Source organism: Kitasatospora sp. NPDC056731 (genome assembly GCF_040687675.1).
In the GTDB taxonomy this organism is placed as follows: domain Bacteria; phylum Actinomycetota; class Actinomycetes; order Streptomycetales; family Streptomycetaceae; genus Kitasatospora.
Map to the genome: position 1 here is coordinate 59,626 of NZ_JBFBNR010000023.1, position 21,679 is coordinate 81,304.

Here is a 21,679-nt window from a genome sequence, read left to right on the forward strand (position 1 = left end):
CCTCCACCTCTCCGCAGCCACGGCATTCGCCTCATGTCAGCGGCTCGGGGTTACATGGACGCCATGCAGCAGCCCGAGAACCACACCACCGCCACCGCCGACCGCGCCGAGGTCCGGGCGCGGGCCGAGGCCGTCCTGCGCGAGCTCGCCGGGCCCGGCGCCGTCCTGCGCGAGGACCAGTGGACGGCCATCGAGGCCCTCGTGGTCGACCACCGCCGCGCCCTGGTCGTGCAGCGCACCGGCTGGGGGAAGTCCGCGGTCTACTTCATCTCCACCGCCCTGCTCCGGGCCCGGGGCGCCGGGCCGACGGTGATCGTCTCCCCGCTGCTCGCCCTGATGCGCAACCAGGTCGAGTCGGCGGCCCGGGCCGGCATCCACGCCCGGACCATCAACTCGGCCAACACCGACGAGTGGGACGAGATCCAGGCCGAGGTCTCCGCCGGGAAGGTCGACGTCCTGCTGGTCAGCCCCGAGCGGCTGAACAACCCCGACTTCCGCGACCAGGTGCTGCCCAAGCTCGCCGCCTCCACCGGCCTGCTCGTGGTCGACGAGGCCCACTGCATCTCGGACTGGGGCCACGACTTCCGCCCCGACTACCGCCGGCTGCGCACGATGCTCGCCGAGCTCCCGCCCGGCGTCCCGGTGCTGGCCACCACCGCCACCGCCAACGCCCGGGTCACCGCGGACGTCGCCGAACAGCTCGGCACCGGCAGCACCGACGAGCACGCCCTGGTGCTGCGCGGGCCGCTCGACCGGGAGAGCCTCACCCTGGGCGTGCTGGCCCTGCCCGACCCGGCGCACCGGCTGGCCTGGCTCGCCGACCACCTCGACCGGCTGCCGGGCTCGGGCATCGTCTACACCCTGACGGTGGCCGCCACCGAAGAGGTGACGGCCTTCCTGCGCGAGCGGGGCTTCCCAGTGGCCTCCTACTCCGGCCGCACCGAGGACGCCGAGCGCCGCACCGCCGAGGCCGACCTGCTGGCCAACCGGGTCAAGGCGCTGGTCGCCACCTCCGCACTGGGCATGGGCTTCGACAAGCCCGACCTGGGCTTCGTGGTGCACCTCGGCTCACCCAGCTCGCCGATCGCCTACTACCAGCAGGTCGGCCGGGCCGGGCGCGGCGTCGACCGGGCCGAGGTGCTGCTGCTGCCCGGGCGCGAGGACGAGGCGATCTGGCGCTACTTCGCCTCGCTGGCCTTCCCGCCGGAGGAGCAGGTGCGCCGCACCATCGACGCGCTGGCCGAGGCCGGCCGCCCGCTGTCCACCGCCGCGCTGGAGCCCCGGGTGGACCTGCGCCGCACCCGGCTGGAGACCATGCTCAAGGTGCTCGACGTGGACGGCGCCGTCCGCCGGGTCAAGGGCGGCTGGACGGCCACCGGGCAGAACTGGGCGTACGACACCGCCCGGTACGCCAAGGTCGCGGCCTCCCGCGAGGCCGAACAGCGGGCGATGCGCGAGTACGCGGCGACCACCGGCTGCCGGATGGAGTTCCTGCGGCGCCAGCTGGACGATGAGCAGGCCCGTCCGTGCGGCCGGTGCGACAACTGCGCGGGGCCGCTGCACACCGCCGAGGTCTCCGCCGAGGCGCTGGACGCGGCCCGGGCCGCCCTCGGCCGCCCGGGCATCAGCTTCGAGCCGCGCCGGCTCTGGCCCACCGGGATGGACTCCCTCGGCGTGCCCCTCAAGGGCCGGATCCCGGCGGGCGAGCAGGCCGAGAACGGGCGGGCGCTCGGCCGGCTGTCCGACATCGGCTGGGGCAACCGGCTGCGCGCCCTGCTGGCCGACCAGGCCCCGGACGTACCGGTCCCCGGCGAGGCCGTGGACGCCCTGGTCGCGGTGCTCGCCGACTGGGCCCGCGGCCCCGGCGGCTGGGCCGGGCCCGCGACGGCGGACGGCACCCGGCTGGAGCGGCCGGTCGGCGTGGTGGCCATGGCCTCCTCGACCCGCCCCCAGCTGGTGGGCAGCCTCGGTGCGCGGATCGCCGAGATCGGCCGGCTGCCACTGCTCGGCCGGATCGAGTACGTCGACGGCCGGCCCCCGCACGGCGCGCGCAGCAACAGCGCCCAGCGACTGCACTCGCTGGCCGGCGCGCTGACGCTGCCGCCGGAGGTGGCGCAGGCGGTGGCCGAGGCCGGCGGGCCGGTGCTACTGGTGGACGACCTCGTCGACTCGGGCTGGACGGTCACCGTGGCCGCCAGGCTGCTGCGCCGTGCCGGGGCGAGCGCGGTGTTGCCCCTGGTGCTGGCCGTGCAGGGGTGACCGGGCGGCAGTGGGCCGCCATTCCACCCATCACTCGAATGGCCTAACGAAGGGAGAAAGCAGCCCCCTCGCGAACACGCGGGACGCCGGAGCGGGGAAAGGAGTGGTCACCGTGCCGATGGCGGTTCACCGGACCCCGCACACAGTCTGGATCAAGGTCCAACGCCGCCCGAACGACGCTCGGAACGCGGTGGAACATATCCGGCGGAACGTGGGCTTTCGGGTGGCGTTCATCGTTTCATCGTTGCCGCTCCACCCCGGATACCGCGAGAATTGGCGCGTACCCGAAACCCTGTCCGCTGGACCCGGCCTTCGGCGTACCCACGTACCCGCGTGCCAGTGGGTCAGGAAGGAGGATCGTGATCAACGGTATCGGCCGAGGTCAGCATCCCCTCGCCCGGAGTTCGGCGCCCAGACGGCTGCTGGACCTGGAGACCTGGACCACCTCGGGGATCCCGTTGCTGCGCGACCCGCGCGAGTTCGTCGTGGAGCTGCACCAGCGCCACCTGCCCCAGCCGGGCACGGTCGTGATCGCCGTCCTCAACGCGCTACACCACGTGTCCGCCTCGGCCTCGTTCACGCCCTGGCCACACGACACCGACGGCTGGCAGCACCGCAACGCCCTGCTCACACACCTGCGCCAGGTCACCCCGCACGACCTGCGGCTGGCCGAACCGACCCGCACGGCCGTGCTGTTGCGCTGCCGCGAGGGCGCGCCCGGCTGGACCGAGCAGGACGGCGCCTGGATGTGGGCGCTGCGGGACGCGGCCGTCCTGCACGGGCTGCGCTGCGGCTCGTACATCGGGCTGACCCCGGCGGGCTGGCACGTCCTCGGGGACGGCCGGAGCGGACGCGATCCGCACGCGGGCTCGTGGGCGGACGGGGTGGTGCACACCGTCACGGAACTGCCGCCGCGCTCGGCGCTGGACGCCCCGCGCGGCCAGCGCGCCCGGCACCAGGCGGCCGAACGGGCCCAGCACGCCCGGCAGTCCGAGCACCCGTGGCCCCCGGCGCGGGTCGCCGCCGTCCAGCCCGCCCGGCGCACCGGCACCCGCTGACACCCACGGGTCGCGACCACAGACGACGTCACGGTCGCGGACGACGCCGCAACCGGGGCCGACCCGAAGGCCCGACAGCCGACACCAAGACCAGGCACGGGCGGGCCCGGGCCCGGCCACGGGTCGGCCGCGCCCCGGACCGTACGCCCTCGCCGCACCGGGGTACGACGGACCCCGGGCCCGGCACCGTGCGGCGCCGGGCCCGGGGTGGCTCGGTCGTGGTCAGGCGCTGATCGAACGGCCGGGCGCGGTTCCGGCCGCCCCGGTGGCGACCGGGCCGGCGTCACCGCAGACCACGAGCAGCGCGGTCGTGTGGCCGAGCGCCTTGGCGTGGGCCTCGGCGGCCCGGGCGGCCGTCCCGCCGTTGACCACCAGGACGACCACCTCCCGGCGCACCGGGCGGGTCAGCGCGACGTCCGCGTAGAACACGTCCCCGCCCTCGGCGAGCTGCGCCCAGTAGCGCTCCTCGCCGAAGGAGAGTTCGTGCTGCTGCCAGGGGTGCGCCTCGCCGACCGTCAGCACCAGGATGTCGCCCGGGTTGCGGCCGGCGTCCAGCAGTCGGTCGACCGCGTCGTCCGCGCGTTCCAGCGCCTGCGCCGGGGTGGCGGCGACGCGCTGGATCTCGACCTGCGGTTCGGCGCCGCCCGAACGGCGCTGCGCCGGCGGGGGCTTGGGGATCAGTCGCGGCGGACCGGAGCGGTCGGCGCGCGGGGGTGTCGGGCGCGGCGGTGCCGGACGGGGGCCGGGCACCGGAACGGCGGCGACGGTGGTGGGTGCGGTGGAAGAAGCGCCGCCGTTGGCAGGCGCGCGGAGGGCTTGTGCGTCCGACTCGCGGGGGAAGGGAACGCCGGGGCCCGGGAGGCTCTCGTGAATCTCCGACTCCTCGGGGAAGACAGGCATACCCGGATATCTATCAAATGCCGCTCGAACACGCACGCGCACCCCACCCATTGGGCACCGCACACCCATCGCCCCACCCAGGCAATTCCAGACGGACCGTCAGAAACCGAGCGTCAACTGTTCGTCGGCGGAGCCTTCGGCCGCACCCGCGACGTCCCGGACGCGCTTCAGGTGCCGCCACTTCGGCAGCGCGTCCAGGTATGCCCAGGAGAGCCGGTGATGCCCGGTGGGGCCGAACTCCTCCAGCGCGGCACGGTGCACCGGGGACGGGTAGCCGGCGTTGTCCGCGAAGCCGTATTCCGGGCATTCCTCGCCGAGTTCGGCCATCAGCCCGTCGCGGTGGACCTTGGCGAGCACCGAGGCGGCGGAGACGCAGATGCAGGACTGGTCGCCCTTGATCACCGTACGCACCTGCCAGGGGCCGCCCAGGTAGTCGTGCTTGCCGTCCAGGATCACCGCGTCGGGCTCGACCGGCAGCGCCTCCAGCGCGCGGACGGCGGCCAGCCGCAGCGCCGCCGTCATGCCGAGTTCGTCGCACTCCTGCGGCGAGGCATGGCCGAGCGCGTAGGCGGTGACCCAGTCGGCGAGGACCGGGGCGAGCGCGCGGCGGCGCAGTTCGGTGAGCAGCTTGGAGTCGGTCAGCCCCTCCGGGGCCTTGCGCAGACCGGTGACGGCTGCGCCCACGGTGACCGGGCCGGCCCAGGCGCCGCGCCCGACCTCGTCCAGGCCGACGACGATCTTGGCGCCGGCGCGGCGGAGCGAGCGCTCGACGGAGTGCGTCGGCGGGACGATGGGCATCGCGAGTTCCGTTCGGCGAAGGGGCAGCCCGTTCAGCTGGGCAGCATCCAGCCTAAGCCCCTCCGCTCAGCCGCCCGGGCCGGCCGCAGGCAGCCCGCCCACCAGGCCGCCCGCCCGCACCGCTCACCCCGGCAGCCCGCCCGAGCCGCTCGGCACCAACCGTCGGCGCCAACCGGCCGGCAGCCCCGCCCGCGGAGCCTCAGCCGTCCTCAGGCGCGGATCAGCGGGTGCAGCACCTCGTCCAGCAGCCGGGCCCCGAAGTCCGGCCCCATGTTCTCCCGGCCGCAGATCTTCACCTGGTAGAGCAGCATCGCCGGGACGACGTCCGCGACCAGTGCGGTGGCCGCGCCGGGCCGGACGTCGCCCCGGTCGGCGCCGCGGCGCAGGATCGCCAGGATGGTCTCCTTGGTCGGCTCGATCACCCGCTGGCCGATGAAGTCCTTGAACACCTCGGCCCGTTCATGGTCGATCTCGCCCATCAGCGTCTGGATCGCGGCGCCCGTCGGGGAGTTCATCGCGCCCATGAACACCTCGATGAGCTGCCGCAATTCGAGATCGGCGGACCCGAGGTCGGGGGTGTCGTAGGGGCGTGGGAGAGTGGCGTCCAGGGCGTCGATGACCAGTTCGTCCTTGGACGCCCAGCGCCGGTAGAGCGCGGCCTTCCCGGTCCGCGCCGCGCCGGCGACGCCTTCCATCGTCAGCCGCGCGTATCCGCCGGAGGTGAGCTGGTCGATCGTGGCCTCGAAGATCGCGTTCTCCAACTCCCTCCCCCGGCGCCGCACCGGTCGCGTGAGGGCCTCGCGGGCGACCCGCATCGGGCAGTGAGCCGCCGGCTCGGGCGCCGCTCCCGGTGGCGCCGCGGGTGACGGGGGCGCGTCCGCCGCCTCAAGCGGTCGGGCGCCCGCCCGACCGGTCGCCCGGTCCGCCGTCAGACGCCGCACCAACCGATCCATCGCCACCATCCTTAGGGAACGCTTGCGTTCACAATCAGGCCCAGGATATCGTCCACATTAGTGAACGATCCCGTTCCTTCCTAGCCCGCGCCAGACCGTGGGCTCACGCCGGACCAGTCGGTCCGCAGCGTACGAAGCACGCAGCCAGGCACATAGCCAGCAGGGGGCACAATCGTGGCTATCTCCGACACGATCAGCAAGAACTCACCACCACAGAGCAGCCAGGGCCGGGGCAAGGGCATCACCCTGACCGTCATCGCGGCCACGCAGTTGATGGTGGTGCTCGACGCCACCATCGTGAACATCGCGTTGCCGCAGATCAGGGACGCGCTGAACTTCTCCACCACCAACCTGTCGTGGGTCATCAACGCCTACACGCTGACCTTCGGCGGGCTGCTGCTGCTCGGCGGGCGCGCGGGCGACATCCTCGGTCGCCGCCGGGTGTTCATCTTCGGGACCTTGCTGTTCGGCTTCGCCTCCCTGCTGGGCGGCTTCGCCCAGGACGGCGGGATGCTGCTGGCCGCCCGCGCGCTCCAGGGCATCGGCGGCGCGATCTGCTCACCGACGGCATTCGCCCTGATCGCCACCAACTTCGAGGAAGGGCCGGAACGCAACAAGGCGTTCGGCGTGTTCTCGGCGGTGGCCGGGTCCGGTGCCGCGATCGGCCTGCTGGCCGGCGGTCTGCTCACCGAGTACCTGGACTGGCGCTGGGTCTTCTTCGTCAACGTGCCGATCGCGGCGCTGATCGCGTTCGCCGCACCGCGCTACATCGCCGAGTCCGAGCGCCACGCGGGCCGCTTCGACCTTCCGGGCGCACTCACCTCGACGCTCGGCCTGGTCGGCCTGGTCTACGGGTTCATCCGGGCGGCCTCGGACGGCTGGTCGGACAGCATCACGCTCGGCTCCTTCGCGGGCGGTGTGCTGCTGCTCGCCGCGTTCGTCGTGATCGAGAACCGCACCGACCAGCCGATCACCCCGCTGCACCTGCTCGCCAACCGCAACCGCACCGGCGGCCTGGTGATGATGCTCTGCCTGGCCGCGGCCATGTTCGGCATCTTCTTCTACATCACGCTCTTCGTGCAGGGCCCGCTCGGCTACAGCCCGCTGAAGGCCGGTGTGTCCTTCCTGCCGATCAGCGTGTCGATCATCATCGCCGCGCAGCTCGCCTCCAGCCTCCAGGCCAAGTACGGCCCGAAGCCGTTCATGGCGGGCGGCGCCCTGCTGGTCACCGTCGGCCTCACCTGGCTCACCCAGATGAGCAAGGACAGCAGCTACCTGGACGGGGTGCTCGGCCCCACGGTCATCTTCGGCTTCGGCATGGGCCTGATCTTCGTCCCGGTGATGCTGCTCGCGGTCGCGGGCGTCCCCGGCCAGGAGACCGGCGCCGCATCCGGCCTGCTGAACTCCATGCAGCAGATCGGCGGTTCGCTCGGCCTCTCGATCCTGACCACGGTCTTCGCGCACTACGCCACCGCCGAGGGCAAGCTCCAGCAGCCGAAGTTCCTCCAGTCGGCCACTCCGGACCAGCTGGCCTACCTCCAGCAGCACCACGAGTTCCCGAAGGGCACCGACGCCGCCAACTCGGTCCTCACCCAGGGGATTTCGCACGGCTTCATCGTGGGCGCCGTGCTCGCCGGGCTGGCGCTGGTGGTCTCGGTCTTCGTGATCAAGGCCAAGGCCAGCGACCTGCCGAGCGGGGCCTCCGGCGTCGCGATGCACTGAGCCCGACCAGGGCACACCGCACCACACCGGGCCGGCCGGGAGCAGCACGCTCCCGGCCGGCCCGGCCGCGTTTCCCGGCCCCGGCTCCCGCCCCGACTCCGAGGCAGGCCCGGGCGTCAGGGCCAGAGGTCCTGGTACCTCATCCCGGCCCGCTCGCAGGAGGTACGCCCCTCCTCCAACTGGTCCACCAGCGGCCGTTGCGCCAGGATCTCCCGGGCCCGGGCGGCGGAGGCGCTGGTGGCGTACCAGGCCGGCCCGGGGTGGTTCTCCAGCCCGGCGCGGATCAGCTGCAGCGCGCAGGTCCGCTGGACGGCGGGGAGCCGGTCCAGGGCGGGGGCGGCGTCCGGCGAGAGGTCGCGGACGTTGCGCAGGTCGATCCGGGAGGTCCGCTCGAAGCGGGCGACGTTCTGCTCGGCGATGATCGCGTCCGGGCCCATCAGCCCGTACACCGCCGCCGTGAGCATGCCGCTGAGGACGACGACGCGGGGCAGCCAGCCCGCCGAGCGGGTCAGCCCGGCGGTGATCAGCAGCAGCAGGACGACACCGAGCCAGCCCTCGACCACCAGCACCCAGAGCCGCAGCCTGGTCAGGCCGGAGGCGTCGACGTAGAACCACATCCGGCCGAGCGCCGAGGCGACCACGACCAGGGCGAGCACGCAGAGCGCACCGAGCAGGATCCGCGCCACCCGGCGGTCGGCGGGCGTGCTGCGCGGGGCCCAGCGCTTGGCGACCGCCACCACGACCAGGGTGAGCGCGGTGATCACGCTCAGCTGCCAGAAACCCTGCCGGGCGTACTCGGAGCGGCTCATCCCGGTGTTGCGCAGGACGGCGTCGGCGCCACCGAGCACCACCAGGGCCTGGATCACCGCGAAGGCGCCGAACATCAGGTTGAGCGCGACCAGCGGCAGCGCCCACTCCAGTCGGCGGCGGGCCCGGCCCGGCCGGACGACGGTACGGTCCCAGCGGCGGGGCCCGGCCGCGATGTGGGCGAAGCCCAGGGCGGTGAGCGCCCCCAGCACGAACAGCACCGCGCGCAGCGGGAGCCCGCGGAGGTCGAGGCTGGGGCTGAGGCTGCCCAGCAGGTCCGCCATGGCGGCGTCCGCACCGGCGAACAGCAGGCCGAAGACGGTCAGCAGGACGGCGGCGACCGCGAGCGCCTTGAGCACCGGGACGATCCGGCCCCGGTGGGGCAGGCTCCGGCCGCGCAGCCCGTCCCTCAGCCAGAGCGCGCCGGGCGGCAGCTGCCAGAGGACGGCGGGCAGGGGGAGCAGGACGCCCGCCCAGCGGCGGCCGCCGTGCAGCGCGAGCGAGGCCAGGCCGAGTGCACACCCGATGGACAGCGTCACCGGCCAGCCCGCCTCCCAGAGCGCCGGGACGGCGAGCAGGGCGACGGCGAGCAGGCTCCACACCACCGTCCAGGGCCGGATCCGGCGGCCCGCCGACCGGGCGGCGAGACCGGCCGCGGCAGCGGTGGCCCCGGCGCAGATCAGCAGGTTGACGCCCACGCCGTCGAACAGCAGCCAGGCCGTCAGCAGGCCGGTGAGCAGTGCCAGGAGGAGGACCCGGGGCGTGGCGGCCGCCCTGCGCTCGGGGTCGCTCGGGCGCAGCCACCCGGGGTGCGGCGGCGCGGACATGCCGGACCCCCAATGAGGGCCTGGTCCGGGTCCGGGCGTCGCGGGTCCATGTGCCGCGGGTCCATGTGCCGCGGGTCCATGTGCCGCGGGTCCGGGCTCGGGTGGCAGGTCGGCCAGGGCGGGCGTGGACGGGCCGGACATGAGTCCCCCTCGGTGGTCGGTGGGCATGCGGAAGCCGCCCTTGGGGCAGTCCGCCGTCGGGCGCGCTCGGCGCCGCGGCTGCAGCCGACTGTAGACCATTCTGAACAGGTTCAAAACTCAGTTCTGAACAAGTTCAGAAACCTCGGCCCGCCTTCCCGCCACCGCTCCCGGAGCCCTCCCGCACCGCTCCCGCGGCCCTCCCACACCCCTCCCGGGGCCCCTCCACCACCCCTCCGCTACCCCTTCACCGACCCGGCCAGCAGGCCCCGGACGAAGTACCGCTGCAAGCTGAAGAAGACGATCAACGGGACGATGATCGACAGGAACGCCCCGGCCGTCAGCAGCTCCCACCGCCCGCCGAAGGACCCGGACAGCTGCGCCAGCCGGACCGTCATCGGCGCCACCTCCGGCGTGCCGCCCGCGAAGGTCAGCGCGACCAGCAGGTCGTTCCAGACCCACAGGAACTGGAAGATCGCGAACGAGGCCAGCGCCGGGGTGCACAGCGGCAGCACGATCGAACGGAAGATCTTGAAGTGCGAGGCCCCGTCCACCACCGCCGCCTCCATCAGGTCCCGCGGCAGCTGGGCGATGAAGTTGTGCAGCAGGAACACCGCCAGCGGCAGCGCGAACATGGTGTGCGCCAGCCACACCGGCGCGTAGCTGCCCTTCAGGTCCACCGCCGGGATCAGCGTCAGCGAGCCCAGGTGCGCGCCGCCGGAGAAGAGGCGCAGCAGCGGGATCAGCGCCATCTGGATCGGCACCACCTGGAGCGCGAACACCGCGAAGAACACCGTGTCGCTCCCCCGGAACCGCACCCAGGCCAGCCCGTACGCCGCCATCGCCGCCAGCACCAGCGGGAACAGGGTGGCCGGGACGCTGATCGCCAGCGAGTTCACCAGGAACGGCATCAGCCCGGTGGAGACGCCGGAGCCGCCCTCGAACAGCACCGTGTGGTAGTTGCCCAGGCCCAGATCCGGGTGGAGGAAGGCGTTCCACCAGCCGTTCGCCGTCACGTCCTGCTTGGGGCGCAGCGAGGTCACCAGCAGGCCCACCGTCGGGATCGTCCACAGGACGGTCACCGCGATCACGAAGACCGATGCCAGCGGGCTGCTGAAGGCCTTCCGGACCGGGCTGCCGTGCGGCGCGCTCATCGCGCGGGCCGGCCTGTCGTGCGGTGCGCTCATCGGACCGCACGCTCCTTCCGCAGCTGGACGATGTTGTAGGCCACCAACGGCAGCACCGCGAGGAAGAGGATCACCGCGAGGGCGCTGCCCCGCCCGGTGTTGAACTGCACGAAGGACTGCGAGTACATCTCGTTGGCCAGCACCTGGGTGCCGAAGTTGCCGCCGGTCATGGTGCGGACGATGTCGAAGGCCTTCAGCGTGATGATCATGATGGTGGTCAGCACCACCACCACCGTGGTGCGGATCATCGGCACCGTGACGTACCAGAACAGCCGCACCCCCTGCGCGCCGTCCAGCCGGGCCGCCTCGGTGACCTCGTCGGGGATCGCCTTGATCGCCGCCGACAGCACCACCAGCGCGAAGCCCGTCTGCACCCAGACCATCACCGCCATCAGCAGGAAGGTGTTCAACGGCTGCGAGAGCATCCAGTTCGGCGGATCGTCCCAGCCCACCGCGATGGCGAGTTGGCTCAGCAGGCCGATCTGCGACTGGCCCGGTCCACGCGACTCGTAGACGAACTTGAAGATGATCGAGGCGCCGACCAGCGAGATCGCCATCGGCATGAAGATCAGCGACTTGTACACCGCCTGGCCGCGCATCCGGTCCACCAGCAGCGCCAGCACCAGGCCCAGGCCGGTCGCCGCCAACGGCGCGACCACCAGCCAGAGCAGCGTGTTGACCAGCACCTTCTGCACCGAGTCGGTGGTGAACGCCCAGCCGAAGTTCTCGCCGCCGACGAACCCGCTGCCGTCGGCGTTCTGCAGGCTCAGATAGACCGTGCGGATCAGCGGCACGACCAGGCCCACCAGCAGCAGCACCGCGGCCGGGCCGAGGAACACCACCACCGACAGCGGGCGGGAGAGCCGGCCCCGGGCCCGGCCCGCGGCGAAGAAGACCAGCAGCAGGATGCCGAGGAAGCCCGCGACGGCGCCGAGGCTGTTGCCGAACTTGACCGCCGCGTCGCCCCAGGAGCCGGTGGCGAGCGCGGTGACCGGTGAAGGGGTTCCGGGTACGGACATCACGGTGCGTCCCTCCTGTTCTGGTGGGAAGGGGCGGGCGGTGCGGGTGGGTGGCCCCGCACCGCCCTCGACAGGTGGTCCTGAACGGCGCCCGGCCTGGCCCGGCACGAGTCCGGCTCGGCGCCCACTACGGCCAGGCGCCTACTGCGGGCGTCTGCCCACTGCGGCCAAGCGCCCACTACAGCCAGGCGCCCACTGCGGCCGTGCGGCTACTGCGGCCAGGCGGCGTCGATGTCGGCGGCGGTCTTCTGGATCGACTGCCCCTCGGCGAACCAGGCGGTCAGCGACTTCCACTCCTGCCCGGCACCGATGGCGGCCGGCATCAGGTCGGAGCCGTCGAAGCGGAAGGTCGCCGCCGGGTCGGTCAGCGCGTCCGCCGACAGCCGGTCGATCGGGTCGGTGTACAGGCTCTTGTCCACGCCCTGGTTGGCCGAGACCCAGCCCGTCGCGGTCTTCACCCGGCTGCTCGCCCAGTCCGAGCTGGACAGGTAGTTCTGCACCGCCTGCACCTCGGGCCGGCCGGAGAAGGCGGCCAGGAACTCGCCGCCGCCCTCGACCGGGTTGGGGATCGCCGGGTTCACCGCGGGCAGGTGGAAGGCGAACACGTCGCCGTCCGGGCCGACCTTGGTGTCCTTGGGCCACTGCGCCTCGTAGAACGACGCCTGCTGGAGCATGGCGCACTTGCCGGTGAGGACCGGCGCGCCCGCGTCCTGGAAGGTGGTGGTGGCGATCGACTTGACGTCGCCGTAACCGCCGTTGACCCAGGCCGGGTTCTGCATCCAGCCGGCGACGGTCTTCATCGCGGTGGTGATCTTCTCGTCGGAGAATTTCACCTGGTGGCCGACCCACTGGTCGTACACGTCACCGCCGTACGTGCCGAGCACCACCTCCTCCAGCCAGTCGGTGGCCGGCCAGCCGGTGGCCGTGCCCGAGGCGATGCCGCCGCACCAGGGTTTGGCACCACCGGACTTGGCGATCCGGTCGCTGAGCGCCATCAGGTCCGCCCAGGTCTTCGGCACCTCGTAGCCGCCCGCCTTGAAGGCCTTCGGCGAGTACCAGACCAGCGACTTCATGTTGGCGCTCATCGGCGCCGCGTAGAAGGTGCCGTTGACCGAGCCGTAGGTCTTCCAGATCGGACTCCACCGGTCCTCGTTGGTGACCGTCTGGGCCGGCGGCTTGACCACCTTGCCGCTCTTCACCATCTGCGCCAGCAGGCCCGGTTGCGGAATGATCGCGAAGTCCGGGGCGTTGCCGCCGGCCACCCGGACCGGCAGCTGGGACTCGAAGTCGTTCGAGCCCTCGTAACTGATCTTGATGCCGGTGCACTTGGCGAACTCGGCCCAGGACTTCTCCAGGTTGTCCGACTCCGGGCTGAGGATCGAGGCGAACATCGTCACCGTGGTGCCCGAATGCCCGGCGTACGGCTGGTACTTGGCGCAGTCACCGGACAGCGACGGGGCCGCCGCGTCACCACCGCCACCCGAACCGCCGGAGCTGTTGGAGCAGGCCGCGGTCAGGGCCAGCGCCGCGAGCAGGGCGGGTACGGCGGCCAAGCGGCGGCCGGAACTACGGTGACCAGAACCGCGATAGCCGGAACTCTCGGACGGCGCGGTCGGGTTGAGGGTCAATGCGGTCCTCCTCGCCAGGGCATGCTGCCGACGGTGGGCTGAACGACATCGCGCTGTACCGGAGACGGGCGTGCAGAGATCGCGAAGGGCGACGGACGAACCGATCCGATGACGTTAACGCAGCCGCCAGCCGCCGCCAAGGTCCACGTCGACCTTCATCCGCCGGCATCCCGGCCGCGACCTCCGCGACCTCCGCCTCCGCGCGACAGATACGACGGCCCCGCCCGGAAACCCTGGCGGGGCCACACCTCTTGACCGACCGTCAGTCCGGCCGGCGGTCGACGCAACCCTGGTTGACATCAGCGGTCGCCGAACCGCTCCGCCAACACCTCCTCGAAGCTCCCCCGGCCCACCGCCCGCTCCGGCGCGAGGTTCCCGCCCGCCCGCAGCGCCCGCCCCGAGGCCCCCGGCACCCGCACCGGCAGCAGCACCCGCCGCCGACCCGACGCCCGCAGGTACGCCTCGGCCAGCTCCCGGTACGGCCGCACCCGCGGCCCGCCCACCTCCGGCGCGTACCCGGCCGGCCCCTCCCCCACCAGCTCCGCCACCCGCGCGGCCACCTCCCGTACGTCCACCGGCTGGACCCGCGCGCCGCCGAGCACCGGGAACACCGGCAGCCGCGCCGACACGTCGAAGATCCTCAGCAACAGGTCGTGGAACTGCGTCGCCCGCAGCACCGTCCACCCCAGCCCCGACTCCCGCACCACCCGCTCACAGGCGAACTTCGCCCGGTAGTACGGGATCGACACCCGGTCGACCCCGACGATCGACACGTACAGCAGGTGCCGCACCCCCGCCCTCCCGGCCTCCGCCACCAGCGTCCGGACCGCGGCCACGTCCTTGCGCCCCACCGTGGTCGCGCAGTCCACCACCACCTCGACCCCCGCCACCGCCCCGGCGATCCCCTCCCCGGCCACCAGGTCCCCGACCACCCACTCGACCCCCGCGCCCCCGCTCCGCACCCGCCGGCTCAGCCCCCGCACCGCCACCCCGCGCGCGACCAGCAGCCGCACCACCTCCCGCCCCAGGACCCCCGTCGCCCCGGTCACCAGCACCGTCCCCATCACCACACCACTCCTTCCGCCGAACACCGTCACCCCTACCGACCGCCCACCGCCCCCATCCGTGACATCGGCGTCCGCGAAGTGCCCGGACAACGAGAAGAGGCGGGGCGAGGACGTGAAGTCCTCGCCCCGCCTCAGCGGTGGCTCACCCGCGCGGGGTCAGTACCGGCGGTCAGCTGCAGCCGCTGGTGGAGCCGCAGCCCTCGCAGAGGTAGCAGCTGCCGGCGCGGCGCATCTTGGTGCCGCAGGAGAAGCAGAGCGGGGCGTCGGCGTTGAGGCCGAGCTGGATCTCCATCAGCTCCGTGGAGTTGTGGGCCTGCGCCGGGGAGGCCTTGGGGGCCTTGGGCGCCTGGACGGCGGGGGCCGGGGTGGCGACCACCGGGGCCGACTGGGCGAGCGACTCGGTGTCGAGCTCCTCGGACTCCAGCGGCTCGTAGGAGCCCGTGTCCAGGTGGCGCTGGCGCTCCTCGACGGAGTGGATGCCGAGCGCCGAGCGGGTCTCGAACGGCAGGAAGTCGAGCGCCAGGCGGCGGAAGATGTAGTCGACGATCGACTGCGCCATCCGCACGTCCGGGTCGTCGGTCAGACCGGCCGGCTCGAAGCGCATGTTGGTGAACTTCGAGACGTAGGTCTCCAGCGGCACGCCGTACTGCAGGCCGACCGAGACGGCGATGGAGAAGGCGTCCATCATGCCCGCGAGGGTCGAACCCTGCTTGGACATCTTGAGGAAGACCTCGCCGAGGCCGTCGTCCGGGTAGGAGTTGGCGGTCATGTAGCCCTCGGCACCACCGACCGTGAAGGAGGTGGTGATGCCCGGACGGCCCTTGGGCAGGCGCTTGCGGACCGGGCGGTACTCGACGACCTTCTGGACCGCGGCGGCCGGGGCCTCCTCGGCCTTGGCCTCGGAGTCCTTCTTCTTCGCCGAGAGCGGCTGGCCGACCTTCGAGTTTTCGCGGTAGATGGCGAGCGCCTTGACGCCCATCTTCCACGCCTCGAAGTAGATCTCCTCGATGTCCTCGATCGTCGCGGAGGCCGGCATGTTGACGGTCTTGGAGATCGCGCCGGAGATCCACGGCTGGATCGCGGCCATCATCCGGACGTGGCCCATGGCCGAGATGACCCGCTCGCCCATCGCGCAGTCGAAGACCTCGTAGTGCTCGGCCTTGAGGCCCGGGGCGTCCACCACGTTGCCGTGCTCGGCGATGTGGGCGACGACCGCCTCGATCTGCTCGTCCTGGTAGCCGAGGCGCTTGAGGGCGCGCGGGACGGTGCCGTTGACGATCTGCATCGAGCCGCCGCCGACGAGCTTCTTGAACTTGACGAGCGCCAGGTCCGGCTCGACGCCGGTGGTGTCGCAGTCCATCATCAGGCCGATGGTGCCGGTGGGGGCCAGCACCGAGGCCTGGGCGTTGCGGAAACCGTTCTGCGCGCCGATCCGCAGGACGTCCTGCCAGGTGTCGTTGGCCACGGCCCAGACCGGGGCGTCCAGCTCGTCGAGCGAGACGGCGGCGAGCGAGGCGTCCGCGTGCTGCTTCATGACCAGCTGGTGCGGGGCGGCGTTGCGGGCGTAGCCGTCGTACGGGCCGACGACGCCGGCGAGTTCGGCGCCGCGGCGGTAGGCGGTGCCGGTCATCAGCGAGGTGATGGCGCCGGCCAGGGCGCGGCCGCCCTCGCTGTCGTAGGCGTGGCCGGTGGCCATCAGCAGGGCGCCGAGGTTGGCGTAGCCGATGCCGAGCTGGCGGTAGGCGCGGGTGGTCTCGCCGATCTTCTCGGTGGGGAAGTCGGCGAAGCAGATGGAGATGTCCATCGCGGTGATGACCAGCTCGACGACCTTGGCGAAGGTGTCCGCGTCGAACGAGTCGTCGTCGCGCAGGAACTTCATCAGGTTCAGCGAGGCGAGGTTGCAGCTGGAGTTGTCCAGGTGCATGTACTCGGAGCAGGGGTTGGACGCGTTGATGCGGCCGGACTCCGGGCAGGTGTGCCAGTGGTTGATGGTGGAGTCGTACTGGATTCCGGGGTCGGCGCAGGCCCAGGCGGCCTCGGCCATCTTGCGGAACAGCTTCTTGGCGTCGACGGTCTCGATGACCTCGCCGGTCATCCGGGCGCGCAGGCCGAATTCGGTGCCGTTCTCGACGGCGGTCATGAATTCGTCGGAGACGCGGACGGAGTTGTTGGCGTTCTGGTACTGGACGGAGGTGATGTCGTCGCCGCCGAGGTCCATGTCGAAGCCGGCGTCGCGCAGGGCGCGGATCTTCTCCTCCTCCTTCACCTTGGTCTCGATGAAGGCCTCGACGTCGGGGTGGTCGACGTCGAGCACGACCATCTTCGCCGCGCGGCGGGTGGCGCCACCGGACTTGATGGTGCCGGCGGAGGCGTCGGCGCCGCGCATGAAGGAGACCGGGCCGGAGGCGTTGCCGCCGGAGGACAGCAGTTCCTTCGAGGAGCGGATGCGGGAGAGGTTGAGGCCGGCGCCGGAGCCGCCCTTGAAGATCATGCCTTCTTCCTTGTACCAGTCGAGGATCGACTCCATGGAGTCGTCGACGGACAGGATGAAGCAGGCGCTGACCTGCTGGGGCTGCTTGGTGCCGACGTTGAACCAGACCGGTGAGTTGAAGCTGAACACCTGGTGGAGGAGGGCGTGCGTCAGCTCGTGCTCGAAGATCTCGGCGTCGTCCTTGGTGGCGAAGTAGCCGTGCTTCTCGCCGGCGGCGCGGTAGGTGAGCACCACGCGGTCGATGATCTGCTTGAGGCTCCACTCGCGCTGGGGAGTGCCGACGGCGCCGCGGAAGTACTTGGACGTGACGATGTTGACGGCGTTGACCGACCAGAAGTCGGGGAACTCGACGCCGCGCTGCTCGAAGTTGATGGACCCGTCGCGCCAGTTCGTCATGACGACGTCGCGGCGCTCCCAGCGGACCTCGTCGTACGGGTGCACGCCAGGAGTGGTGTAGATGCGCCCGATCGGCAGACCGCCCTTGGGGGCCTTGCCGCCGCCCTTGGCCGTGGTCTTGTCGGACTTCGACCCGCGTGCGGAACCGCTCGTGGTGTCTGTCACTTCTTCCTCCTCCTGGGCAAACGCCCGAAGTGCCCTGAAAAGTCCGGGCACCGCTGGTTCGTTCTTCCGGTGTGCGGGCAGGCGGAGACCTCGCCTGCTTGCGCACGGTTTGTTGTGTTCTGTGCCCTTTTTTCGGGCATGCGTGGGCCCCGTGGGACCCGTTGGTGCAGCAAGGCCCGCCAGGGGGCCGGGTGCCGGCGCCTCCTAGGGCGCGGCGGCGGCGACGGGCACGCAGGTGCCGTCCGCCTCGGGGACGGGCCGTTCGGCGCGGAGTTCCGCGATGGCGGCCTCGAAGTCTTCCAGTCCGTCGTACGCCTGGTACACGCTGGCGAAGCGCAGGAAGGCGACCACGTCGAGTTCCTTGAGCGGGCCGAGTATGGCCAGCCCGACGTCGTGGGTGGTCAGCTCGGCGTTGCCGGTGGCGCGCACGCACTCCTCGACCCGCTGGCCGAGCTGGGCGAGGGCGTCCTCGGTGACCGGGCGGCCCTGACAGGCCTTGCGGACGCCGGTGATGACCTTCTCCCGGGAGAAGGGCTCGGTGACCCCGCTGCGCTTGATGACCATCAGTGCGGCCGTCTCCACGGTGGTGAAGCGGCGGCCGCAGTCCGGGCACTGCCGACGACGGCGGATCGAGCTGCCGTCCTCATTGGTCCGGCTGTCGACAACACGGCTGTCGGAGTGCCGGCAGAAGGGGCAGTGCACCTGAGGATCCCTCCCTGGCAGGACGTGCGGACCTGTTGAGTCTATGCGATGCGACCCCGGCCTCGGCAAGCTGATCATGCGCCGTAACCACTAGTACTGGGCACGGAGAGGACTGTAACCACTAGATGTAGGTCTCCGGGGGAAGCGACACCCCTGGCGTGTCGGCACCGATTAGACTGCCGAAGTCGAGATCTGGTCGAACATTTACTCGACGCACAGTCTCGATGTACAGCAAAGCCTTGATCGAGTCAGCCAACTCTCGAATAATTCACTCGAACGTGTGTTTGGCGCAACCTTTCGATAGGAGGGGCGTTGGGCTGGAAAAGGGGAGAGGACAGCCGTCGAGAGGGGCCGCCGTGAACACCATCGAAAGCAACACCATCCCGGTGCAGGAACACTCCCAGTTCAAGGTGGGGCAGCGCACCACGAATCAGCAGAGCGTGGACATCAGCATGGACCGTAGCGAAGACCAGCGCCTCTCCGGCCCGGCCCTTTCCAGCACGGGCCGCGTTCCCGACCAGCCGATCGAACACTCCCCCGCGATCGACGACGCCCACCAGGCGCCCACCCGCGCGCTGCCCGGCCGCCCCCCCGGCATCCGTACCGACGAGGCCGGCCTCACCGAGCGCCAGCGCCGCGTGATCGAGGTCATCCGGGACTCCGTCCAGCGCCGCGGCTACCCGCCGTCCATGCGCGAGATCGGCCAGGCCGTCGGCCTGTCCAGCACCTCCTCGGTCGCCCACCAGCTGATGGCCCTGGAACGCAAGGGCTTCCTGCGCCGCGACCCGCACCGCCCGCGCGCCTACGAGGTCCGCGGCGTCGAGGTGGCCCGCCCGAACACCGCCGAGACGGCCGGCCGGCCGTCCACCTCGTACGTGCCGCTGGTCGGCCGGATCGCCGCCGGCGGCCCGATCCTGGCCGAGCAGACGGTCGAGGACGTCTTCCCGCTGCCCCGCCAGCTGGTCGGCGAGGGCGAGCTGTTCGCGCTCACCGTGCGCGGCGACTCGATGATCGAGGCGGCCATCTGCGACGGCGACTGGGTCACCGTGCGCCGCCAGCCGGTCGCCGAGAACGGCGACATCGTGGCCGCGATGATCGACGGCGAGGCCACGGTCAAGCGGCTCAAGCGCGAGGACGGCCGGATCTGGCTGATGCCGCACAACCCGGCGTACGAGCCGATCAACGGCGACAACGCGACCATCCTGGGCAAGGTCGTCGCGGTCCTGCGCCGCCTCTGACGCCTCGCGCGCACTCAGCGGGAAGGGGCTCCACCGCGTGGTCGCGGGGAGCCCCTCCGGCGTCTCCAGGGGGCTTCCGGGCCCCGCCTCGGCCCCGGGGGGGGGTGGACGGAGCCCCGGATCACCGCACCACTCAGCCCTGGATCACGGCACCGCTCAACCCCGCTTCACCACCGGCTTGACCGGCGGCGCCGAGGCATCGATCGCCGCCAGCGAGCGGCGCACCTGGTTGCGGTCCGTGGTGTACCAGAACTCGGGCATCGAGGAGCGGAAGAAGCTCCCGTACCGCTTGGTCTCCACCCGCGGGTCGAGCACCGCGACCACGCCCCGGTCCTCGGCCGCGCGCACCAGCCGGCCGGCGCCCTGCGCCATCAGCAGCGCCGCGTGCGTCGCCGCGACGGCCATGAAGCCGTTCCCGCCGCGCTGTTCGACGTCCTTCTGGCGGGCGCTCATCAGCGGGTCGTCCGGCCGGGGGAACGGGATGCGGTCCATCACGACCAGCTGGCAGGCCGAGCCGGGCACGTCCACGCCCTGCCAGAGCGAGAGCGTGCCGAACAGGCAGGTGGACGCGTCCGAGGCGAACTCCCGGATCAACTCGCCCAGGGTGTCCTCCCCCTGGAGCAGGATCCGGTTGTCCAGCCGCTCCCGCAGCGCCTCGGCGGCCGTCTGGGCGCCGCGCATCGAGGAGAACAGGCCCAGCGTGCGCCCGCCGGCCGCGCCGATCAGCTCCGCCAACTCGTCCAGCATGTCGGGCCGTTCGGGATCCCGGCCGGGATCGGCGAGGTGCCGGGCGACGTACAGGATGCCCTGCTTGGGGTACTTGAACGGCGAGCCGACGTCGATGCCGCGCCAGTGCGGCACCGCGTCCTCGCCGAAGCCGGACCCGGACCCGGACCCGGACCCGGACCCGGCCGAAGGATTGTCCCCGGGGGTGCGCTGGTCCGGCAGCCGGGAGTCCGAGGGCAGGCCGACGGAGGCGGCGACGCCGTTGAAGTCCCCGCCGAGCTTGAGGGTGGCCGAGGTGAGCACCACCGAGCGCTCCTTGTAGAGGCCCTCGCGCAGCAGCCCGGAGACGCTGAGCGGCGCGACCCGCAGCGAGCCGGTGCCCATGCCGAAGCGGTCGCTGCGCTCGATCCAGACCACGTCGTACTCGGAGCCCTCCAGCAGCCGCTCGGCGGTCTCGTGCAGCGACTCGGCGGAGGCCATCGCCTGCTTGCGGACGGCGTCCTCGTCGCTGAGCCCCTTGTCGCGGGTCTCGCCGAGCGAGCTGATCACCTGGCGGGCGGCGTCCCGGATCGAGGTGACCGCGTACGCCAGATACTCGGGCAGTTCCTCGACCCGGCCGGGCTGGGCGGTCTCCATCAGGCCGTGGTAGTTCTCGGCGGCGGCCTGCAAGGCGTCCACGGCCTTCTCGTTGGCGAGCCGGGCGGCGCGCTTGACCGCCCGGTTGACCGCGCCGACGGTCAGCTCGGCGGTGGCCGCGCCGGTGACCCGGTTGACCAGTTCGTGCGCCTCGTCGACGATCAGCAGCCCGTGCTCGGGCAGCACCGGCGCGCCCTCGATCGCGTCGATCGCGAGCATCGCGTGGTTGGTGACCACGACGTCGGCCAGCTTGGCCCGCTCCCGGGCCTTCTCGGCGAAGCACTCCTGCCCGTACGCGCAGCGGGTGGCGCCCAGGCACTCCTTGGAGGTGACCGCCAGCTGGGCCCAGGCCTTGTCGGAGACGCCGGGGCTGAGGTCGTCCCGGTCCCCGGTGTCGCTCTCGTCGGCCCACTCGCGCAGCCGCAGCACGTCCTGCCCGAGCTTGCTGGCGGGCCCGCCGAGCGCCTCGGCCGCGTCGAACAGGCCCTCGCCCTCGTCGCTCGGGGTGCCCTCGTTGGCCCGGTGCAGGCACAGGTAGTTGGAGCGGCCCTTGAGCATCGCGAACAGCGGGCGGCGGCGCAGCACCGGGTGCAGCGCCTCGACCGTGCGCGGCAAGTCCCGTTCGACGAGCTGGCGTTGCAGCGCCAGGGTGGCGGTGGCGACCACCACGCGGTCCCCGTGGGCGAGCGCGGGCACCAGGTAGGCGAGGGACTTCCCGGTGCCGGTGCCGGCCTGGACGAGCAGGTGCTCGGCGTTGTCGACGGCGTCGGCGACGGCCTCGGCCATCCGGACCTGACCGGGGCGCTCGACGCCGCCGACGGCCGCCACCGCGGCGTGCAGCAGGTCGGGGATGCGGGAGCGCGGAACGGCGACGGCTTCCTCGACGTCGGCGGCGGCGCCGCCGTCCTCGCCAGGGAGCTCGGTCTCGCCGGGGAGCTGGGTTTCGGAGTCGTTCGTCATGA

General features: G+C 72.1%; 15 protein-coding genes. 4 read left to right on the plus strand and 11 right to left on the minus strand.

The window, feature by feature from the left end; genetic code table 11:
* Positions 1 to 63 precede the first annotated feature (63 nt).
* Both AB0R04_RS23655 and AB0R04_RS23660 read left to right on the plus strand, forming a co-directional pair.
* Positions 64 to 2,259 carry a RecQ family ATP-dependent DNA helicase gene (locus tag AB0R04_RS23655; protein WP_363374317.1) on the plus strand — a complete coding sequence of 732 codons (2,196 nt, stop codon included), beginning with the start codon at positions 64 to 66 and terminating at the stop codon, positions 2,257 to 2,259.
* A gap of 359 nt (positions 2,260 to 2,618) precedes the next feature.
* The gene (locus tag AB0R04_RS23660) at positions 2,619 to 3,317 is read left to right on the plus strand and encodes a hypothetical protein (RefSeq protein WP_363374320.1); all 699 of its coding nucleotides are present in this window, start codon (positions 2,619 to 2,621) and stop codon (positions 3,315 to 3,317) included.
* A 222-nt stretch (positions 3,318 to 3,539) separates the two neighbouring features.
* Here AB0R04_RS23660 and AB0R04_RS23665 read toward each other — a convergent pair whose 3' ends face one another.
* The 3 genes from AB0R04_RS23665 to AB0R04_RS23675 all read right to left on the minus strand — a co-directional run bounded on the left by AB0R04_RS23665 (position 3,540) and on the right by AB0R04_RS23675 (position 5,776).
* Positions 3,540 to 4,217 carry a hypothetical protein gene (locus tag AB0R04_RS23665; RefSeq protein WP_363374323.1) on the minus strand — a complete coding sequence of 226 codons (678 nt, stop codon included), beginning with the start codon at positions 4,215 to 4,217 and terminating at the stop codon, positions 3,540 to 3,542.
* A 99-nt stretch (positions 4,218 to 4,316) separates the two neighbouring features.
* Positions 4,317 to 5,015 carry a ribonuclease HII gene (locus AB0R04_RS23670; RefSeq protein WP_063349349.1) on the minus strand — a complete coding sequence of 233 codons (699 nt, stop codon included), beginning with the start codon at positions 5,013 to 5,015 and terminating at the stop codon, positions 4,317 to 4,319.
* 209 nt (positions 5,016 to 5,224) lie between these two features.
* Entirely contained in the window at positions 5,225 to 5,776 is a 552-nt protein-coding gene (locus AB0R04_RS23675) for a TetR/AcrR family transcriptional regulator (protein WP_363374326.1), read from the minus strand.
* A 372-nt stretch (positions 5,777 to 6,148) separates the two neighbouring features.
* Between AB0R04_RS23675 and AB0R04_RS23680 the strand changes: the two genes are divergently transcribed.
* On the plus strand, positions 6,149 to 7,690 hold the full coding sequence (locus AB0R04_RS23680) for an MFS transporter (protein WP_363374426.1): 1,542 nt from the start codon (positions 6,149 to 6,151) through the stop codon (positions 7,688 to 7,690).
* A gap of 116 nt (positions 7,691 to 7,806) precedes the next feature.
* On the opposite strand, the gene AB0R04_RS23685 is transcribed toward AB0R04_RS23680, so the two are convergent.
* From AB0R04_RS23685 to nrdR, 7 genes are all read right to left on the minus strand, one after another.
* On the minus strand, positions 7,807 to 9,324 hold the full coding sequence (locus AB0R04_RS23685; protein ID WP_363374329.1) for a DUF4173 domain-containing protein: 1,518 nt from the start codon (positions 9,322 to 9,324) through the stop codon (positions 7,807 to 7,809).
* A gap of 377 nt (positions 9,325 to 9,701) precedes the next feature.
* The gene (locus tag AB0R04_RS23690) at positions 9,702 to 10,649 is read right to left on the minus strand and encodes a carbohydrate ABC transporter permease (protein ID WP_363374331.1); all 948 of its coding nucleotides are present in this window, start codon (positions 10,647 to 10,649) and stop codon (positions 9,702 to 9,704) included.
* Positions 10,646 to 11,668 carry a sugar ABC transporter permease gene (locus AB0R04_RS23695; RefSeq protein ID WP_063349345.1) on the minus strand — a complete coding sequence of 341 codons (1,023 nt, stop codon included), beginning with the start codon at positions 11,666 to 11,668 and terminating at the stop codon, positions 10,646 to 10,648. The genes AB0R04_RS23690 and AB0R04_RS23695 overlap by 4 nt, the downstream gene beginning before the upstream one ends.
* A 209-nt stretch (positions 11,669 to 11,877) precedes the next feature.
* A complete protein-coding gene (locus tag AB0R04_RS23700) occupies positions 11,878 to 13,221 on the minus strand; it encodes an ABC transporter substrate-binding protein (protein ID WP_363374333.1) in 1,344 nt (447 codons plus the stop codon).
* Positions 13,222 to 13,595: 374 nt separating this feature from the next.
* A complete protein-coding gene (locus AB0R04_RS23705; RefSeq protein WP_363374428.1) occupies positions 13,596 to 14,360 on the minus strand; it encodes an NAD(P)H-binding protein in 765 nt (254 codons plus the stop codon).
* Positions 14,361 to 14,532: 172 nt separating this feature from the next.
* The gene (locus AB0R04_RS23710; protein ID WP_363374336.1) at positions 14,533 to 17,415 is read right to left on the minus strand and encodes a vitamin B12-dependent ribonucleotide reductase; all 2,883 of its coding nucleotides are present in this window, start codon (positions 17,413 to 17,415) and stop codon (positions 14,533 to 14,535) included.
* Positions 17,416 to 17,619: 204 nt separating this feature from the next.
* Positions 17,620 to 18,117 (minus strand): transcriptional regulator NrdR, encoded by a 498-nt coding sequence (gene nrdR / locus AB0R04_RS23715; RefSeq protein ID WP_063349343.1) that lies wholly within the window; start codon positions 18,115 to 18,117, stop codon positions 17,620 to 17,622.
* Between the two features lie 524 nt (positions 18,118 to 18,641).
* On the opposite strand from nrdR, the gene lexA reads away from it, so the two are divergent.
* Positions 18,642 to 19,355 (plus strand): transcriptional repressor LexA, encoded by a 714-nt coding sequence (lexA, locus tag AB0R04_RS23720; protein WP_244293672.1) that lies wholly within the window; start codon positions 18,642 to 18,644, stop codon positions 19,353 to 19,355.
* A gap of 156 nt (positions 19,356 to 19,511) precedes the next feature.
* Here the strand turns inward: lexA and AB0R04_RS23725 are convergent, their stop codons facing one another.
* Positions 19,512 to 21,677 carry an ATP-dependent DNA helicase gene (locus tag AB0R04_RS23725; RefSeq protein WP_363374339.1) on the minus strand — a complete coding sequence of 722 codons (2,166 nt, stop codon included), beginning with the start codon at positions 21,675 to 21,677 and terminating at the stop codon, positions 19,512 to 19,514.
* Between the last annotated feature and the right edge of the window lie 2 nt (positions 21,678 to 21,679).

Excerpts from the sequence above, each read along its gene's own strand:
- AB0R04_RS23655 (WP_363374317.1), top strand. The coding sequence starts at position 64 with ATGCAGCAGCCCGAGAACCACACCACCGCCACCGCCGACCGCGCCGAG.
- AB0R04_RS23665 (WP_363374323.1), bottom strand. The coding sequence starts at position 4,217 with ATGCCTGTCTTCCCCGAGGAGTCGGAGATTCACGAGAGCCTCCCGGGC.
- AB0R04_RS23670 (WP_063349349.1), bottom strand. The coding sequence starts at position 5,015 with ATGCCCATCGTCCCGCCGACGCACTCCGTCGAGCGCTCGCTCCGCCGC.
- AB0R04_RS23685 (WP_363374329.1), bottom strand. The coding sequence starts at position 9,324 with ATGTCCGCGCCGCCGCACCCCGGGTGGCTGCGCCCGAGCGACCCCGAG.
- AB0R04_RS23690 (WP_363374331.1), bottom strand. The coding sequence starts at position 10,649 with ATGAGCGCACCGCACGACAGGCCGGCCCGCGCGATGAGCGCGCCGCAC.
- AB0R04_RS23695 (WP_063349345.1), bottom strand. The coding sequence starts at position 11,668 with ATGTCCGTACCCGGAACCCCTTCACCGGTCACCGCGCTCGCCACCGGC.
- AB0R04_RS23705 (WP_363374428.1), bottom strand. The coding sequence starts at position 14,360 with ATGGGGACGGTGCTGGTGACCGGGGCGACGGGGGTCCTGGGGCGGGAG.
- AB0R04_RS23725 (WP_363374339.1), bottom strand. The coding sequence starts at position 21,677 with ATGACGAACGACTCCGAAACCCAGCTCCCCGGCGAGACCGAGCTCCCT.